The sequence below is a fragment of the Paraburkholderia sp. genome, from assembly GCF_004298475.1.
Taxonomy (GTDB): domain Bacteria; phylum Pseudomonadota; class Gammaproteobacteria; order Burkholderiales; family Burkholderiaceae; genus Paraburkholderia; species Paraburkholderia denitrificans.
Map to the genome: position 1 here is coordinate 84,876 of NZ_SCRP01000007.1, position 17,717 is coordinate 102,592.

Sequence of the window (17,717 nt, forward strand, 5' to 3'; positions counted from 1 at the left end):
CAAGGCCCTGAACCGGCGGCGCGCAGCAGCGCCGCTGGCAAGGCCTCGCCAGGCTGTAGTTGGCCCGTAGGTAGGCAGCAGGTGCGTCTATGGCAGTGAACGACGGCGGCGCGGTGTTCGCGCTGCTCGACGATGGCAATTCCGATGGCGACTCAAGCGCGGTGCGCCGCACGAGTCGCCTGTACACGGGGTTCGTGCGTGAGCGCGTGTGTGCCCGGGCGCAGGATCTCGACGCGGTGTGCCGCGATGTCGACGACGATCTGCGCGCGGGGCTCCACGCGGTCGTGCTGGGCGATTACGCGTTCGGCCGCGCGCTGCAGTTTGCTGCACCCTCCGATTGCGACTCCCGCGAAACGCAGCACGGCGATGCCGTGCTGCGTTTTTTATTGTTCGAACGCTGCGAGCGCCTCGCGCGTGAAGATGTCGATGCCTGGCTCGCGGCGCGCGAAGGCGCCGACGCGCCCGCACCCGCAGGTATCGCAGGCGTTGTGTCCGGCGTCGATCGCGCACGGTTCGAAGCGGACATCGAAGCCGTGCAGGCCGCACTGCGCGCGGGCGAGTCGTATCAGATCAACTACACATACCGGCTTCAGTTCGAGGCGTTCGGCGCGCCGCTCGCGCTCTATCGGCGCTTGCGCGAGCGCCAGCGCGTGCCGTATGGCGCGCTGATCGCGCTGCCGGGCGACCGGTGGGTGCTGTCGTGTTCGCCGGAATTGTTCGTCGAGAAGCACGGCGACACGCTGCGCGCGAAACCGATGAAGGGCACCGCCGCACGCCCCGCCGATCCCGAAGCGGACCCCGCCGCCGATCATGCCGCTGCGCAGTTCCTCGCGAACGACCCGAAGAACCGCGCCGAAAACGTCATGATCGTCGATCTGCTGCGCAACGACCTCTCGCGCATTGCGCAGACGGGCTCGGTGCGCGTGCCGGCGCTCTTTTGCGTGGAGCCGTATGGGGCCGTGTGGCAGATGACGTCGACGGTCGAGGCGAACATGCGTGCGCACACGACGTTCGCCGACGTGATGCGCGCGCTCTTTCCGTGCGGATCGATCACGGGCGCGCCAAAGCACCGTACGATGGAACTCATCGACGCGCTGGAGCATGGTCCGCGCGGACTCTACACGGGGACGATCGGCTGGCTGGAGGCTGCGGGCCCTGCGGACGCCGCCGCGCGCGATGAGGGACGTGCCTCCGCAGCACAGACATGCGGCGACTTCTGCCTCTCGGTCGCGATCCGCACGCTGACGCTCGACGCGCCCGCTGCGCGAGGCGGCATGCGGCGCGGAGCAATGGGCGTCGGCGCGGGCATCGTGCTCGACAGCGTTGCCGCCGACGAATACGAGGAGACCCGTTTGAAAGCACGTTTTCTGACCGGGGCCGATCCCGGCATCGCGTTGTTCGAAACGATGTACGCGACGCGCGCCGAAGGCGTGCGCCACGTCGAGCGGCATCTCGCGCGGCTCACGGGCAGCGCCGCGTGGCTCGGTTTCCCCTGCGACGCCGACGCGTTGCGCACGCGTCTTGCGGCGACCTGTGCCGGTCTGCCCGAGGGTGTGCCGCATCGGATGCGCGTCGCACTCGGCAAGGACGGCGTGGCGCAACTGACCTTTGCGCCGCTCGTGCCGAATGTGCCGGTCGCCGGTCAGCCGGTCGGCGTGCTGCTCGCACCCGATCACGGCTTCGCGCCGGTCGAATCGGCAGACGCACTGTTGCTGCGCAAAACCACGCGCCGAGCCGAATTCGACCGCGCCTGGCACGAAGCCGAAGCGCACGGCGCGTTCGACATGCTGTTCTTCAACGAGCGCGGCGAACTGACCGAAGGCGGGCGGTCCAACGTGTTCGTGAAGCTCGATGGGAAGTGGTGGACGCCGCCGCTGTCATCGGGTGTGCTGCCGGGCGTGATGCGCGGCGTGCTGCTCGACGATGCGTCGCTCGCTGCGAAAGAGCGCGTGCTCACGCGCGAGGATGTCGTGAATGCCGAGGCGCTGATGCTCACCAACGCACTGCGCGGTGCCGTGCCGGCGCGGCTTGCCTGATGGTTTGCTGATCGCTGTCCGATGATCCCGGGCGGCCGCTGCAACGGAAGACGGTGCGCGGTCAACGAAAACGCAAGAGAAACAAAAAGGGCGCGGCGCTTCATTCATGCGCCGCGCCCTTCTTCAAGGGTGCTTACTGAAACCCGTGCTCGGCGCCGGGGAACGAACCGTCCTTCACGGCCTTCACATACGCGGCGACGGCCGATTCGATATTCGGCTGCCCCTGCATGAAATCCTTCACGAAGCGCGGGCGCTTGCCGGGGAAAATGCCGAGCATGTCGTGCAGCACGAGCACCTGGCCCGAGCAGCCCGCACCCGCGCCGATCCCGATCGTCGGCACGCGCAACTGGTTCGTGACCATCGCGCCGAGCGACGACGGCACCGCTTCCATCAACACGATCTGCGCGCCCGCGTCCTGCAGCGCCTGCGCGTCGCGCAGCAGCTGCGCCGCGCCGCTCTCGGTCTTGCCCTGCACCTTGAAGCCGCCGAACGCATGCACCGACTGCGGCGTGAGGCCGATGTGCGCGCACACGGGCACCGCGCGTTCGATCAGCATCTTCACCGTGGGCGCGAGCCATTCGCCGCCCTCGATCTTCACCATCTGCGCGCCCGCGCGCATGAGCTTCACCGAACTCGCGAACGCTTCTTCGGGCGTGCCGAACGTGCCGAACGGCAGATCGGCCATGATGAGCGCAGACGGCTGCGCGCGCGCGACGCACGCCGTGTGATACGCGATGTCGTCGAGCGAGACGGGCAGCGTCGTCGTGTGCCCCTGGAGCACATTGCCGAGCGAATCGCCGATCAGCAGCACGTCGACGCCCGCGCGGTCGCACAGCGACGAGAAGCTCGCGTCGTAGCAGGTCAGCATGGCGATCTTTTCGCCCGCATCGCGCATGGCCTGGAGTTTGGGCACGGTGACGGCGCTGCGGCTCGTTTCCTGCAGGTAAGTCATGGAGCAGTCCGTTGGAAAGCAAGACAGAAAGGGAAAGGGACGCAGTCTACAGCAGCGTGCCCTGGACGTTGGACTCCTTGCGGCCGCGCATGGTCTCGATGCGTTCGGCGATGAGCGCAAGGTCCGCGTCGGAGTCGAGCGGGTTCAGGTTTTCTGCGCCGACGGTCAGCACCGGCGCGTGGTCGTAATGATAGAAAAATTCGTTGTAGCTGTCGCAGAGGGCGCGCAAAAACGCGTCGGAAATCGGCCCTTCGATGGCGATGTGGGACAACGGCGGACGCGCCGTGCGGGTGGTCGCGAAGAGCGAAGGGCGTTCATCGGCCGATGCCGTCCGGCGCCGGGTTGCCCTGCTCGCGGTCGATGGCGGGCACCGTGCCGAAGCACGTGCACGGCGGTTTCACCTTCTCGATGCGCTGGTCGGCCACTGCGGGCAGCAGCGCGCTGGCCGGACCGTGGCCGGGAATCACGAGATCGGGCTCGATCTCGACCGCCGGGACGAGCACGAACGCGCGCGCCGCCATACGCGGATGCGGCACGGTCAGGTCGGGCGTGTCGATCACGGCGTCGCCGAACAGCAGGATGTCGATGTCGAGCGTGCGCGGGGCGTTGCGAAAGGGACGCTCCCGGCCGAAGTGATGCTCGATGCGCTGGCACAGCGCCAGCAGTTCCGGCGCGGCGAGGCTCGTGTCGAGCTTGACCACGCAGTTCAGGTAATCGTCGCCGACCGCGTCGATGGGGGCGGTGCGATAGATGCTCGACTTGGCGAGCACCGCGAGGGTGTGCTGCTGTGCGAGGCACACCACCGCGTCTTTGAGGGTCTGGCGCGCATCCCCCAGATTCGCGCCGATTCCCAGCCAGGCAACCGTCATGGCTTCACTTCCTGCGACTGTCGTTTCCGGTTCGTCAAAATCGCGTCATGCGCGAGGGCTGCGCAGTTCTCGCCCGGTCCTCGCCCGTCCTTACTCAGTCCTTGCTCAATCCTCGTACTGACCGTCATGGCCGGCACGCTCCGGCGCGCCGGTGCTTTCGCCGCCCGTGCCATCTGCGCCGCCTGCATCGCCAGCGTCATGTCCGGCTTCCCCGGCGGACCTGCGGTTCTTCGCACCGCCGCGGCGGCGGCGCTTGCGCGGCGCGCGTTCCTTGCCGCCCGCGGCGAGCAGCGTTTCGCGCGCGGCCGGGTCGCCGCTGATGAAATCCGTCCACCAGCCGCCGACCTCGGCGTCGAGTTCGCCCGACTCGCAGCGCAACAGCAGGAAATCATACCCCGCTCTGAAACGAGGGTGTTCCAGCAGCTTGATCGCGCTGCGGCCGCGCTTTTCGAGGCGCTGCTGCAGGCTCCAGATCTCGCGCATGTCCGACGAATAGCGGCGGTGGATCGCGAGCTTCTCCGTTTGCGCCTCGATCACGTCGTCCATCGCGTGATGGATCGCGGGCACGGGGAATTCGCCCTCGGCCGTGTATTGCTGCCAGCGCTGCTGGACGTCGTGCCAGAGCAGCGTCGCGAACAGGAAGCCCGGCGAGACCGGCTTGCCCGCGCGCACGCGCGCGTCGGTGCTCGACAGCGCAAGCGAGATGAAACGCTCGCCCTGCGGCTGCTCGAGGATCACGTCGAGCAGCGGCAGGAGGCCATGATGCAGACCTTCCTTGCGCAGCCACTTGACGCAGTCGAGCGCGTAGCCCGACAGCAGCAGCTTGAGCATCTCGTCGAAGAGACGCGCGGCCGGGACGTTGTTGATGAGGTCGGCGAGTTCCTTGATCGGCTCGCGCGTGCGCTCCTCGATCTCGAAGTCGAGCTTCGCCGCGAAGCGCACCACGCGCATCATGCGCACCGGATCCTCGCGATAGCGCGTGGCCGGATCGCCGATCATCCGCAACAGATGGGCGCGCATGTCGGCCATCCCGTTGTGATAGTCGAGCACGGTCTGCGTGGCCGGGTCGTAGTACATCGCGTTGATCGTGAAGTCGCGGCGCGTGGCGTCTTCGTGCTGCTCGCCCCAGACGTTGTCGCGCAGCACGCGGCCGCTCGCGTCCACCGCATGCGTGCGGCGGTCGAGTTCGTCGCGGTGCAGGCGCTTCGCGGGCGCGGCGCTCGCAGAGGGTGCAGAGGGCGCAGGCGGATCGACCAGCGCGCGGAACGTCGAGACTTCGATGATTTCCTGGCCGAACTGCACGTGCACGATCTGGAAGCGCCGGCCGATGATGCGCGCGCGGCGAAAGAGCTTCTGCACCTGGTCGGGCGTGGCGTCGGTGGCGACGTCGAAGTCCTTCGGCGCGACGCCGAGCAGCAGGTCGCGCACCGCGCCGCCCACGATGAACGCGCGAAAACCGGCTTGCTGGAGCCCCTCGGTCACGCGGACCGCGTTCTTCGAGATCAGTGCGGGGTCGATGCCGTGGATGTCGGCGGGAAGGACGACGGGCGCGATCGGCCCGGCGTTTCTGCCCGAACCCTTCGCGGCCGTGCGGGAGCGGGACTTCGTCGTGGCCTCGCCAGCAGCGGTAGTCGTGGCAGTCGTGGCACCAGCGGCCGGTTTGCGGCGGGTGCGGGGAGCGGTGTCGTCGTGCGACGGCGCGGACGCCGCGCCGGTCGATGCATCGTCTGCGGCCGTGGCGGACGTGCTGTCCTGGCCGAATAGCTTGCGGATGAGTTTTTTGATCACGATGCCTGGAACAAATCGAGGATGCGCCAGCCAGCCGCCTGTGCATGTGCGCGCAGCGTGGCGTCGGGATTGGTCGCGATCGGGTCGGTCACTTTTTCGAGCAGCGGGATGTCGTTATGCGAGTCGCTGTAGAAATAGCTGTGCTCGAAGTCCGACCACGTCTTGCCGAGCGACGCGAGCCACGCCTCGGTGCGCACGATCTTGCCTTCGCGGTAGCTCGGCGTGCCGGTCGGACGGCCCGTATAAGGCGAGTCCGGATGGCCGTCCACCGTTTCGGCCTCGCAGGCGATCAGCTTGTCGACGCCGAACACCCCGGCAATCGGGCCCGTGATGAATTCGTTGGTCGCCGTCACCATGCAGCAGAGGTCGCCCGCGTCCTTGTGCTGGCGCACGAGTTCGATGGCAGCCGGAACGATCGCCGGCTTGATGACTTCGTGCATGTACTGATCGTGCCATTCCTTGAGCTGGGCGCGCGAGTGCTTCGAGAGCGGCGTGAGCATGGCGATGAGATACGCGTGGATGTCGAGCACGCCGGCCTTGTAGTCGGCGAAGAAGCGGTCGTTCTGCTCGTTGAAGCGCTCGGCGTCGACAATGCCGAGCTTCACCATGAAGCGGCCCCATTCGTGGTCGCTGTCGGTTGGGATCAGCGTGTGATCGAGATCGAAAAGTGCAAGGTTAGCCATGGGCGCTCATTTTACTTGAAGCGGATAAAGCCGTTGGCCGCCGCCGGTTCGCCTGCTTGCTGCGCGTCGGAGGCGGGGGTGGCTGACGGGCCGTCGCCGACGCGCGCGCGAGGCTCGGCGGGCGCGTGCGGCGTGCTTTGTGCTGCTGCTTCGGTTGTGTCGGTTGCTGCTGTGTCGGGGTTGCCGCCGGGTTCTGCGCTTGGGTCGCTGCCTGGTGCTCCGCCCGGTTCGCCGTTCGGTTCGCTGCTCAGTTCGCCGCTGGGTTCTCCGCTCAGTTCGCCGCCGGGTTCGCCGCTCAGTTCGCCGCCGAGTTCGCCGTTCAGTTCGCCGCTGACGTCGGCATCGACTTCGCCCGTGAGCTCGCCGCCCAGTTCGCGCTCGACGACGTCGCGAAAGCTCGCGCCGAGTTCGCCGTCGACGCTGTCGGTCGGCGTGGCAAACGGCGCCGGTTGCGGCGCACGCGGCTGCGAGGCCGGTGCACGCGCCGGTTCGTAGGGCGCGGCGGGGCTGGCGGAAGCATCGGCTTGTGCGGATGGCATGCGCTCGCCGCCGATGTCATCGCTTGCCGGGCCGCTTTCGCTGCCGTCATCCGCGCCCGGAGCCAACGCCGGATCGACGGAGAACAGATCGAGTTCGCCGTCGATGCCGTCATCGAAACCGCCTGCCGCTGCTGCAGCCGCCGCCGCGACGGCGGCGCCGCCGTCCGTGGGCAGCCCCGCCGCGAGCATCGTGCGCAACAGCGGCAGCGTCACCGCGCGCTTCTGTTCGAGCGAAAAGCGGTCGAGCGCGTCGAGCAGCGCCATCAGGCTCGGCATGTCGCGCCGGAAGTGCGTGAGCAGGTAGGCGGGCACGTCGTCGGCGAGCGCGATGCCGCGCTCGCGTGCCGCCCGCTTCAGCACGCTGGATTTGTCGGCGTCGGCGAGCGGCGCGAGGTGGAACACGAGCCCCCAGCCCAGCCGCGTGCGCAGGTCCTCGCGCACCGCGAGACCCATCGGCGCCGCGCGGCCGGTCGCGACGAGCGCGCAGGTCGGGTGCGCGCGCACTTCGTTGAACAGGTTGAAGAGCGCGATCTGCTGCGCGCCCGAGAGCGCGTCGCAATCGTCCACGGCGTAGATCGCCACGCGCGGATCGAAGCCGAACGCCGCGAGCGCACTCTGCGGCCCGAGATACCGCGCCTCGCCCGACGGCGTTGCGTGGACGAGCGCGTGCAGCAGATGGCTGCGCCCGCTGCCGGGCTCGCCCCAGACGTAGAAGGTGCGGTCGGCGACGGGACCGGCTGCGAGCGCGCTGTCGAGCCCGCGCAGGTGCGCGACCAGCTCCGTGTTGGCGCCGGTGTGGAAGTTGTCGAAGGTCGATGGCGGCGGGGTGCCGAGATCGAGCGTTAGCTGTCGCTGCACGGTGGGCGTAAATCAGTTCTTGTAAAGCGCGCTATCGAGGTAACTGCGGCGCAGCTCGCGCAGCGCGACCGAGAGGATCGCGCTTGCGGGCAGCGCCAGCAGCACCCCGAAGAAACCGAAGAGTTGCCCGAAGGCGAGCAACGCGAAGATCACCGCGAGCGGATGCAGCCCGATGCGCTCGCCGACGAGGCGCGGCGTGAGGAAGAAGCCTTCGAGGATCTGTCCGATGCCATAGACGAGCGCGACCGCGCCGAAGCCGTACCAGTTGCCGAACTGCAGGAGCGCGGCGATCAGCGCGAGCACGAGGCCGGTCGCGTAGCCGAGATAGGGGATCAGCACGGCGAGGCCCGTGAAGATGCCGACCGGCAGCGCGACTTCGAAGCCCGCGATGGAGAGCGTGATCGCGTAGAACGCCGCGAGAATCGCCATCACGAGCAACTGGCCGCGCAGGTATTGCGCGAGCATGCGGTCCATTTCGCCCGCCAGCTCCATCGTGCGCGCGAACCAGCGGCGCGGGATGAAGATCTGCAGGCGCGCGAGCATCGCGTTCCAGTCGTAGAGCAGATAGAACAGGACGAGCGGCACCAGCACGAGGTTGCTGACGAGCGAGATCATCACGTCGCTGCTCGTGCGCACCGATGCCCAGGCGTAGAGCGCAATCGACTGTGCGCTGGCTTCGAGCTTGCTCGTCGCGAGATCGCGCAGGCTCTGGAAGTCGAGCGTGTCCTGCATGCCGAGCAGCGCGAGTTTGGGCGTGAGCCAGTCGTGCAGGTGGTTGAACATCACCGGCACCTGTTGCTTGAGCTGTGGCCCTTCTTTCTGGATCACGGCGAGCAGCAGCACGACCAGCATCGTCACGGCGAGCGCGAACAGCAGGATCATGACGAGCGCGGCGAGGCTGCGCGGCACGCGGTGGCGCACGAACCACGCCACGCCCGGCTGCAGGATGTAGGCGATGATCGCGCCGAGCAGGAACGGCGTGAGGACCGGCCGCAGCAGCCACAGCACGATGCCGAAGGCGAGCGCCAGCCCGGCCCAGATGAGGGCCTGGCGCTGGTACGGCGTCAAAATCGGTGTATTCGGTGACAAGGGATGGCTTTCCGGTCGTTGGGCGGGCCGCGATGGGACTATTCGGGCCATTCAGGTCGTTTGGGACGCTGCCGCGTATGCAATTTGCGGCCAGGCAGCGGCGGCGAGGTGCCGTCAATCGGTTAAAATCGCATTTTACCGACCTTCTGGCACTTCCCCATGAATCAACCGAAATCCGACCAGGCCGCCGGCGCCCAGGGCCTCTCGTACCGCGATGCGGGCGTGGACATCGACGCGGGCGACGCGCTCGTCGATCGCATCAAGCCCTTCGCGAAGAAGACGCTGCGCGAAGGCGTGATGGGCGGCATCGGCGGGTTCGGCGCGCTGTTCGAAGTGCCGAAGAAGTACAAGGAGCCCGTGCTCGTGTCGGGCACCGACGGCGTGGGCACCAAGCTGCGCCTCGCCTTTCATCTGAACAAACACGACACGGTCGGCCAGGATCTCGTCGCGATGAGCGTCAACGACATCCTCGTGCAAGGCGCCGAACCGCTCTTCTTCCTCGATTATTTCGCGTGCGGCAAGCTCGATGTCGACACGGCCGCGACGGTCGTGAAAGGCATCGCGTACGGCTGCGAGCTGTCGGGTTGCGCGCTGATCGGCGGCGAAACCGCCGAAATGCCGGGCATGTACCCGGACGGCGAATACGACCTCGCGGGCTTCGCGGTCGGTGCGGTCGAGAAAAGCAGGATCATCGACGGCAGCATGATCGCCCCGGGCGACGTCGTGCTGGGCCTCGCTTCGAGCGGCATCCATTCGAACGGCTTCTCGCTCGTGCGCAAGATCATCGAGCGCGCGAACCCGGATCTCAACGCCGACTTCCACGGCCGCTCGCTCGCCGACGCACTGATGGCGCCCACGCGCATCTACGTGAAGCCGCTGCTCGCGCTGATGCAGCAGGTGACGGTGAAGGGCATGGCGCACATCACGGGCGGCGGGCTTGTCGAGAACATTCCGCGCGTGCTGCGCGAAGGTCTCACTGCCGAACTCGATCACAACGCCTGGACGCTGCCGCCGCTCTTTTCGTGGCTGCAGCAGCACGGCGGCGTCGCCGATGCGGAGATGCATCGCGTGTTCAACTGCGGCATCGGCATGGCCGTCGTCGTGTCCGCTGATCAGGCCGATCAGGCCGTCGCGCAGCTCGCCGCCGCAGGCGAGCAGGTGTGGAAGATCGGCTTCGTACGCGAGAGCAAGGCTGGCGAAGCGCAGACCGTGGTGGTCTAAGACGGCTCGCCTTAAGCGCTGAACCCGCGCTGAACCCGCTGAATTCGCTTGATCGATCGGCTTGAAAAAATTCGCGCCGGTGAGGTCGGCCCATCAGGGCTTGCCTCACCGGCGCGAAGTCGTTTCAGGGCGTTTCAGGGCGCTTCAGCGTACGCGCTGACTGCGTTACAGCACCGTGCGCACGTGCCAAAGCTCGGGGAACAGCACGATATCGAGCATCTTGCGCAGATAAGGCGCGCCGCTCGTTCCGCCCGTGCCCTGCTTGAAGCCGATGATCCGCTCGACGGTCGTCACGTGGCGAAACCGCCACTGCCGGAACGCGTCTTCGAGATCGACAAGTTCCTCGGCCATCTCATACAAGTCCCAGTACTGCGAAGGGTTGCGATAGATTTCGAGCCAGGCGGCTTCGACGGACGGATCGTGCGCGGTGGGCAGCGTCCAGTCGCGCGTGAGCCGCTCCGGCGCGATGGCGAATCCGCGCCGCGCGAGCAGGCGGATCACTTCGTCGTAGAACGAGGGCGCTTCCAGCGTGTCTTTCACCTGCTTCAGAATCTCGGGCCGGTGCTCGTGCGGCTTGAGCATCTGCATATTCTTGTTGCCGAGCAGAAATTCGATCTGCCGGTACTGGTACGACTGAAACCCGGAAGAACTGCCGAGGTAAGGCCGCATCGCCGTGTACTCGGAAGGCGTGAGCGTCGACAACACGTTCCACGCCTGCACGAGCTGCTCCATGATCCGCGACACGCGCGCCAGTTGCTTGAAGGCGGGCGGCAGTTCATCGCGATGCACGTTCGCGAGCGCCGCACGCAGTTCGTACAGCGCGAGCTTCATCCATAGCTCGCTCGTCTGATGCTGCACGATGAACAGCATCTCGTTGTGGTCGGGCGAGAGCGGATGCTGCGCGTTCAGCACCGCATCGAGCGCGAGGTAGTCGCCGTAGCTCATCGACTTCGAAAAATCGAGCTTGGCGTCGTGCCAGCCAGCTTCGCCTGCTAAGCCTTCTGTACCCGTTGTGCCTGCTGTGCTCGCCGCTGCCGGCGCGCTCGCGCCGGGGCAGGTGCCGCGCGGCGCAGCCGCGGCGTCGATGGCGTCCGGCATGCCGGGAATCTGCATGTGATCGGTCAAGTTCGTCTCCTTTTTTTATGGGACCTGGCTCGTCAACGCCGCGTCCCATTCCATGTCAATCAGTTTCAATCAGGTTCAATCAGGTCACCGCGCCGCGCGCGGCGAATTCGGGCTTGCGCCAGGATTCGGTCGTGAGCACGTCGCGCAGCGTTTCGACGGCGTCCCACACATCCACGAAACGCACGTAGAGCGGCGTGAAGCCGAAGCGCAGCACGCCCGGCTCGCGATAGTCGCCGATCACGCCGTGCGCGATCAGCGCCTGCATCACCTCATAGCCATGCGGGTGCTCGAAGCTCACGTGCGAGCCGCGCTGCGCGTGCTCGCGCGGCGTGACGAGCGTGAGGTCGAGGCCCGCGCAGCGCGTCTCGACGAGTTCGATAAAGAGATCGGTCAGCGCGAGCGACTTGCGGCGCACCGCTGCCATGCCGGTCTGCAGGAACACATCGAGACCGCATTCGACGAGCGCCATCGAAACGATCGGCTGCGTGCCGCACAGGAAGCGGCCAATGCCGTCGTCCGGGCGGTAGTCGGGGCTCATCTCGAACGGCTTCTTGTGGCCCCACCAGCCCGATAGCGGCTGCGAGAAGGCGTTCTGGTGCCGTCTGGGCACCCAGACGAACGCGGGCGAGCCCGGGCCGCCGTTGAGGTACTTGTAGGTGCAGCCCACGGCGTAGTCGGCGTTTGCGTCGTTCAGCGCGACGCCGACCGCGCCCGCCGAATGCGCGAGGTCCCACAGCGCGAGCGCGCCGCGTGCGTGGATCAGTTCGGTGAGCGCGGCCATGTCGTGCATGTAGCCCGTGCGGTAGTTCACGTGCGTAATCATCGCGACGGCGACGTCGTCGGTGAGCGCAGCGGGCAGCTCGGCGGGATCGTCGACGAGGCGCAGTTCATAGCCTCGGTCGAGCTGTTCGATGAGGCCCTGCGCGATGTAAAGATCGGTCGGGAAATTCGCGCGCTCGGAGACGATCACGCGGCGCTTCGGATCGCGTTCGGCCTGCATGCGCAGCGCCGCCGAAAGCACCTTGAAGAGATTCACCGAGATCGTATCGGTGACGACCACCTCGTCCTCGGCTGCGCCGATCAGCGCGCCCAGCTTGTTGCCGAGCCGGCGCGGCAGCGCGAACCAGCCCGCCGTGTTCCAGCTGCGGATCAGGCCGTCGCCCCATTCGGCGCCGATCACGGCCTGCGCACGTGCGGCGGCGGCTTTGGGCGGCACGCCGAGCGAGTTGCCGTCGAGGTAGATCGTGTCGGGTGCGAGCGCGAACTGGTCGCGCAGGGCCGCGAGCGGATCGGCGCGATCGAATGCTTCGGCTTCGGTGCGCGTTTTGTTGTGCGCTTCGTTTCGTGCGTCGTTCCTGTTTGTCATGAGCGTTTGCATGTGGGCGGTTGGCATCGGTGATGAAATTCGAGGACGGTCTATGCCGTGCGAGGCAGCGCGCGCAGCACGGCGCGCACGGGGCTCGCATCGAGCGTGGCGAATTTGAGCGGCAGCGCGATCAGCTCGTAGTCGCCCGGCGCGACGGCGTCGAGCACGATGCCTTCGAGAATCGCCATGCGATGCGCACGAATTCGGTGATGTGCGTCCATCGTCTTCGAATCCTGCGGATCGAGCGATGGCGTGTCGATGCCGATCAGCCGCACGCCGCGCGCGGCCAGCAGATCGATTGTCTCGGGCGCGACCGCGCAGAACGCGCTGTCCCAACGCTCGACGCTCGCCTGCGCATAGGTGCGCAGCAGCACGCGCGGCGGCAGATCGTCGAGTGCATGCGCGATGTGCGCGGGCAGCACGAGCGGCGCGGCGCCGATGCAATGGATCACGCGGCACGCGCCGAGATAGGCGTCGAGCGCGACCGCGCCGATCGGCGCGCCGTCTTCGTCGTAGTGCAGCGGCGCGTCGGTGTGCGCGCCCGTGTGCGGCGAGAGCGTCACGCGTGCGACATTCACCGGCGAACCGGCCTCCATGCGCCAGACGCGTTCCACGCCGACCGGCGTATCGCCGGGCCAGACGGGCGTGCCGGGATGGATCGGCGGGGAAATATCCCAGATATTGTTCATGACGTTGATCCAGATGCGCAGTCTATGCTTCGAATGATAGGCAAGCTGGAGTGAAATGTGCTTGCTTAAAAAACGCCGCGAGCTATAACTGTTGGCAGATAATTCACAACAAGCCGGGAAAGGGGACCAAATATGAATGCAATCTCGCTCGATGCTACCGATTGCCGTATTCTCGCGGTGCTGCAAAACGAGGGCAGAATCAGCAACCTCGATCTTGCCGAACGCATTTCGCTCTCGCCATCGGCGTGCCTGCGCAGGCTGCGGCTACTGGAAGAACAGGGTGTGGTGGAGCGCTATCGCGCGTGCCTGAACCGGGAGATTCTCGGCTTCGAGATGGAGGCGTTCGTGCAGGTATCGATGCGCAACGACCAGGAAAGCTGGCACGAGCGCTTCGTGAGCGCGCTGCGCGACTGGCCGGAGGTGGTGGGCGCGTATGTCGTGACGGGCGAGACGCATTACCTGCTGCGTGTGCTCGCCCACAATCTCAAGCACTATTCCGATTTCGTGCTCAACAAGCTGTACAAGGCGCCGGGCGTGATGGACATCCGCTCGAACATCGTCCTCACGACGCTGAAGGCGGAGTCGGGCGTCCCCGTCGATCTGATCCAGCAGCGGGAGCCGAAGAGCGCCGTGGCGTGAGGCGGGCAGTGCCCGCATGTGCTCAGAGCGGCTCGATCTGGTGGAAGCCGCCGCCGTGGTAGACGAGCGGCGGCGCATGGGCGAGGTCCTCGCACACGCCGCAGCGCTCGACTTCGCCGACGAAGATCACGTGGTCGCCTTCTTCATAGCGGCTGCGGTTGTGGCACTCGAACCAGGCGAGTGCGCCATCGAGCACGGGCATGCCGCTGTCGCCGGCCGCGTGCGCGACGCCTGCGAACCGGTCGCCCTTCACCGTCGCAAAACGCTTGCACAGGTCGAGCTGCGACGCGGCGAGCACATTCACCACATAATGGCTGTTCGCGCGGAACACCGACATCGACGCCGAACGCGTCGCGAGGCTCCACAGCACGAGCGGCGGATTCATCGATACGGAGTTGAACGAACTCGCGGTGATGCCGATCAGCGGGCCGTCGGGCGCGCGTGTCGTGATTACCGTGACGCCGGTCGCAAACTGGCCGAGCGCGCGGCGAAAGGCAGCGTCGTCGAAATTGGGCGGACTGGCGCGGCGGGTCATCGGAGCGCGGCTCCGTTTGCGGGGCGCGCACGCGGTGCACGCGGCGTACGCGGTGCGAGGAAAGTGAAAGTCGGAATCAACATCATGTGAAAGAGCGACGAATTGTCGCAATTCTAGCGGAAGCAGCCGATGGCCGCCCGGCTGGCACGGCTGTTTCCAGCCCCGGTCGCGTCTGGCGGACCGCATTCAAGGAGTGAGCAGCATGAATCAGACAGTCGAAACGGCCACGCTTGGCGGCGGATGTTTCTGGTGCCTCGAAGCCGTGTATCTGCGCGTGGAAGGCGTGCTTGCGGTGGAGTCGGGCTACGCGGGCGGCCATGTCGCCAACCCGACCTACGAGCAGGTCTGCGACGGCCAGACGGGGCATGCGGAGGTCGTCAACGTGACGTTCGATCCGGTGAGGATCGGCTACCGCGAGATTCTCGACATCTTCTTCGGCATCCACGATCCCACCCAGCTCGACCGGCAGGGCAACGACGTCGGCGAGCAGTATCGCTCGGTGATCTTCACGCACTCGGCGGCGCAGCGCGAGACGGCGCTGCAGGCGATCCGCGAGATCGCAGCGGAAGGCGTGTTCGACGGGCAGATCGTCACCCAGGTGCAGCCGCTCGACGGCAACTATTTCCCCGCCGAGGCGTATCACCAGAACTACTTCGCGCAGCACGCGGATCAGGGCTATTGCGCGGCGGTGGTCGCGCCGAAGGTCGCCAAATTCCGGCAGAAGTTCGTGCACCGGCTCAAGCCGGAGTGATTTGATGTGACGTGACGCTGCGCTCTGCGCGGTGTTCGCGGGTTCCGAAGGAGCGGGGCGCATGGACGTTTCCCGCTCTTTTTTTTGCGCCGACGCGGGGTGCGGGCGCAGCCGCATTCGTTGGTCGTCGGTTGTTAGTCGTCTGCTGCGCCCGGCTCGTCGTGGCCAGGGTGAGCGGTCGCGCGGTGCTCCTCTTGAGCGGCTTCGGCTTCGCCGTGCGCCACGTGTGCCGCGTGTACCTCCTGCGCCCCTTGTGTTATTTCCCCCTGTAACCGCAAAAACTCGTCGGCGATAGCTTGCGCCAGCTTCGCGCACGACAGCGGCGACGAGCCCTCCGCCTTGTTGTTCGTCGTGATCAGCACGCTCTGCCCTGCAAGCGCGTAGCGCGCGGCTAGTTCCGCGAGTGCGTCGCGCGTGTGCGGGTCTTCGTCGACGAGCTTGTCGAACGGTTCGTAACGCGCCTTCGCCTGTTCGTAGCGAAAGCCGCTGTGCAGGTTCCAGCGCACGATCAGCGGACCGGCGGGCGTTTCGCCGTCCATCAGCGCGAGCGCCGCGGCCTGACGCAGCGGGTCCGGCATGCGCGCGTGCAGCCCCACACAGTAACGCGCGCCTGCCGCGCGCAGCATGCGCACGAAGCGCGGCGTGAGCAGGCTCGCATCGCGGATCTCGACGGCGTAGCACGGGCCATCAGGCGTGGGCGGCAGCGGCGGCAGCGCCATCAGGAACGCGTGGAGGCGCTCGACGAACGCGGCTGGATCGGCGAGCAGCTGATCGGGCAGCGGCGGGAACTGGAATACGAGCGCGCCGGCCTTTGCGCCGAGCCCGGCCAGGCACGGCTCGACGAACTCGCTCGTTGCCAGTTGCGCGTTCAGGAAGCACGGGTTGGCCGCGACCGGTTCGCCGCGCTCGGCGCGCACGCTGGCGTCGGTGATCGAGGCGGGCGCTTTCACGATGAAGCGGAAGTGATCGGGCACCTGCTGCGCGTAGCGCAGGTACTCGGCGATGGAAAGCGGCGCGTAGAAGGACCGGTCGATGCTGACGGATCGCAGCAGCGGATGCACGGCGTAGGCCGTCAGCCCGTCGCGGGCCAGTTTGGCGTTGCTGTAGTCGTCGCCGTAGACAATGCCGCGCCAGCCCGGAAACGACCACGACGACGTGCCGAGGCGCACCTGCGGCGGCAATCCGGCGGCGAGGGCGAGCGTGGCTTCGTCGGCCACGACCGGGAGGACGCCGCGCGCGCGGCGCTTCGGGGCGGGCGGCGCGGCCGTGCGGGCTGCGCTCGCTGCGGGGAATCCTGCGAATTCGGCGAATTCAGCGGTGATGGGCGCGGGCTCAGGCTCGCGCTTCGCGCGCGGCGGCCGGGGCGCGGGCGTTTTCGGCGCCGGTTCAGGTGCCGGTTCAGGTGCGATGAAGCCGAACAGATCGGCTTGCGGCTCATCGGACGTGTTGGACGTGGCGGCCTCGGCGGCGCTATGCGCTTCGTCCGTCGTGTCGATAGTGGCTGCCGGGGCCGGGGCGTCTCGGTCGTTCATGCGTGTGCGCCTCGAAGTTCTGCGCCCAGACGTCGGGCGTGTGCGCATGGTGCGGTCGTGTGCGCCCGGCGTCAACCGCCCGTGGTTTGCCGGATCGCGCAGCCGGTGAGATCACACCCATGCGGCGCGAGCGCATCGCGCGGAAGTTCTGCGCGGACCAACTGCGCGCGCCAATCGCGTTGTCTAACCAGGCGGCTCAACCAGGCGGCTCAACCAGGCGGTTCAACCAGGCAGGCCAGCCGCGCCGCAGCCCAGCCAGCCCGCCGCTACCGGGCGCTTACGGCGCGAGGCGCTCGATGCGCCACGCCGCGCCCTCGCTCTCGCGCGAATAACGGATACGGTCATGCAGCCGCGACGGGCGGCCCTGCCAGAATTCGACGGTATCCGGCACGAGCCGGAAGCCGCCCCAGTGCGGCGGGCGCGGCGGATTCTCGCCGAACTTCGCGGCGAACTCGCGCTCGCGCGCTTCAAGCTCCGCTCGGCTGCCGATCACGGCGCTCTGTTGCGACGCCCACGCGCCGATGCGCGAGCCAAGCGGCCGGGAGTGGAAATACTCGTCGCTTTCGGCGTCGGTGGTCTTCTCGACCTTGCCGTCGATGCGCACCTGGCGCTCCAGCTCGATCCAGTAAAAGAGCAGGCACGCGTGCGGATTGGCGATGAGATCGTGGCCCTTGCGGCTTTCGTAGTTCGTGTAGAACACGAAGCCGCGTTCATCGACGCCCTTGATGAGCAGGATGCGCGCGCTCGGACGGCCTTCGGCGTCGACGGTCGCGACGGTCATCGTGTTGGGCTCGGGCAGTTTCGCGTCGAGCGCCTGGGCAAGCCAGGTCTGGAACTGGCGGATGGGATCGGGATCGACATCGGCGGCATCGAGCGAGCCGAGCGAGTAGGTCTTGCGGAGGTCGGCGAGAGTCGTCATGTTTTAGGCAGGCACTTCCGTGCGGACAAATAGGGCGAAGGACGCAACCTGCTGCGCGCGCCGCATGTCACACCGCAGCGGCGTCACATGCGAGGCGCGGGGCCCGGCGTGTGCCGGTGCTCAGCG

Annotated in this window: 15 protein-coding genes and 2 pseudogenes; 4 read left to right on the top strand and 13 right to left on the bottom strand. The window is 67.1% G+C overall.

What is annotated here, in order from left to right:
- The first annotated feature begins 89 nt into the window (after positions 1 to 89).
- Complete coding sequence (gene pabB / locus EPN59_RS04015) at positions 90 to 2,036, top strand: aminodeoxychorismate synthase component I (RefSeq protein ID WP_293036987.1); 1,947 nt, start codon at positions 90 to 92, stop codon at positions 2,034 to 2,036.
- A 133-nt stretch (positions 2,037 to 2,169) separates the two neighbouring features.
- On the opposite strand, the gene panB is transcribed toward pabB, so the two are convergent.
- From panB to EPN59_RS04050, 7 genes and pseudogenes are all read right to left on the bottom strand, one after another.
- On the bottom strand, positions 2,170 to 2,988 hold the full coding sequence (gene panB / locus EPN59_RS04020) for a 3-methyl-2-oxobutanoate hydroxymethyltransferase (protein WP_293036986.1): 819 nt from the start codon (positions 2,986 to 2,988) through the stop codon (positions 2,170 to 2,172).
- Positions 2,989 to 3,034: 46 nt separating this feature from the next.
- Positions 3,035 to 3,232 (bottom strand): annotated as a pseudogene (locus EPN59_RS04025) (deoxynucleoside kinase); the annotation flags it as partial.
- Positions 3,233 to 3,302: 70 nt separating this feature from the next.
- Positions 3,303 to 3,857 (bottom strand): 2-amino-4-hydroxy-6-hydroxymethyldihydropteridine diphosphokinase, encoded by a 555-nt coding sequence (gene folK, locus EPN59_RS04030; RefSeq protein ID WP_293036985.1) that lies wholly within the window; start codon positions 3,855 to 3,857, stop codon positions 3,303 to 3,305.
- A 105-nt stretch (positions 3,858 to 3,962) separates the two neighbouring features.
- A complete protein-coding gene (pcnB, locus tag EPN59_RS04035; protein WP_293036984.1) occupies positions 3,963 to 5,645 on the bottom strand; it encodes a polynucleotide adenylyltransferase PcnB in 1,683 nt (560 codons plus the stop codon).
- The gene (locus EPN59_RS04040; protein ID WP_293036983.1) at positions 5,642 to 6,328 is read right to left on the bottom strand and encodes an HAD family hydrolase; all 687 of its coding nucleotides are present in this window, start codon (positions 6,326 to 6,328) and stop codon (positions 5,642 to 5,644) included. Before EPN59_RS04040 ends, pcnB begins: the two co-directional genes overlap by 4 nt.
- Positions 6,329 to 7,044: 716 nt before the next feature.
- Positions 7,045 to 7,725: pseudogene (hda, locus tag EPN59_RS04045) on the bottom strand (DnaA regulatory inactivator Hda); the annotation flags it as partial.
- Between the two features lie 12 nt (positions 7,726 to 7,737).
- Positions 7,738 to 8,814, bottom strand: coding sequence for an AI-2E family transporter (locus EPN59_RS04050; RefSeq protein WP_293036981.1), 1,077 nt, complete (start codon positions 8,812 to 8,814; stop codon positions 7,738 to 7,740).
- Between the two features lie 159 nt (positions 8,815 to 8,973).
- Here EPN59_RS04050 and purM point away from each other — a divergent pair, with 159 nt between their 5' ends.
- Positions 8,974 to 10,035: a phosphoribosylformylglycinamidine cyclo-ligase gene (gene purM, locus EPN59_RS04055; RefSeq protein ID WP_293036980.1), complete on the top strand. Its 1,062-nt coding sequence runs from the start codon at positions 8,974 to 8,976 to the stop codon at positions 10,033 to 10,035.
- A gap of 165 nt (positions 10,036 to 10,200) precedes the next feature.
- Here purM and kynA read toward each other — a convergent pair whose 3' ends face one another.
- The 3 genes from kynA to kynB all read right to left on the bottom strand — a co-directional run bounded on the left by kynA (position 10,201) and on the right by kynB (position 13,215).
- Positions 10,201 to 11,133 (bottom strand): tryptophan 2,3-dioxygenase, encoded by a 933-nt coding sequence (kynA, locus tag EPN59_RS04060; RefSeq protein ID WP_293037012.1) that lies wholly within the window; start codon positions 11,131 to 11,133, stop codon positions 10,201 to 10,203.
- Between the two features lie 106 nt (positions 11,134 to 11,239).
- Entirely contained in the window at positions 11,240 to 12,526 is a 1,287-nt protein-coding gene (gene kynU, locus EPN59_RS04065) for a kynureninase (protein ID WP_293036979.1), read from the bottom strand.
- Between the two features lie 50 nt (positions 12,527 to 12,576).
- Positions 12,577 to 13,215, bottom strand: a complete 639-nt coding sequence (kynB, locus tag EPN59_RS04070; RefSeq protein ID WP_293036977.1) for an arylformamidase — start codon at positions 13,213 to 13,215, stop codon at positions 12,577 to 12,579.
- A 132-nt stretch (positions 13,216 to 13,347) separates the two neighbouring features.
- Between kynB and EPN59_RS04075 the strand changes: the two genes are divergently transcribed.
- Entirely contained in the window at positions 13,348 to 13,854 is a 507-nt protein-coding gene (locus tag EPN59_RS04075) for an Lrp/AsnC family transcriptional regulator (RefSeq protein ID WP_293036976.1), read from the top strand.
- 22 nt (positions 13,855 to 13,876) lie between these two features.
- Here the strand turns inward: EPN59_RS04075 and EPN59_RS04080 are convergent, their stop codons facing one another.
- Positions 13,877 to 14,389 carry a flavin reductase family protein gene (locus tag EPN59_RS04080; RefSeq protein ID WP_293036974.1) on the bottom strand — a complete coding sequence of 171 codons (513 nt, stop codon included), beginning with the start codon at positions 14,387 to 14,389 and terminating at the stop codon, positions 13,877 to 13,879.
- 202 nt (positions 14,390 to 14,591) lie between these two features.
- Between EPN59_RS04080 and msrA the strand changes: the two genes are divergently transcribed.
- Positions 14,592 to 15,140, top strand: a complete 549-nt coding sequence (msrA, locus tag EPN59_RS04085) for a peptide-methionine (S)-S-oxide reductase MsrA (protein ID WP_293036973.1) — start codon at positions 14,592 to 14,594, stop codon at positions 15,138 to 15,140.
- Between the two features lie 134 nt (positions 15,141 to 15,274).
- On the opposite strand, the gene EPN59_RS04090 is transcribed toward msrA, so the two are convergent.
- Positions 15,275 to 16,672: a DUF72 domain-containing protein gene (locus EPN59_RS04090; protein WP_293036971.1), complete on the bottom strand. Its 1,398-nt coding sequence runs from the start codon at positions 16,670 to 16,672 to the stop codon at positions 15,275 to 15,277.
- Positions 16,673 to 16,949: 277 nt separating this feature from the next.
- Entirely contained in the window at positions 16,950 to 17,591 is a 642-nt protein-coding gene (pdxH, locus tag EPN59_RS04095; RefSeq protein ID WP_293036970.1) for a pyridoxamine 5'-phosphate oxidase, read from the bottom strand.
- Positions 17,592 to 17,717 lie beyond the last annotated feature (126 nt).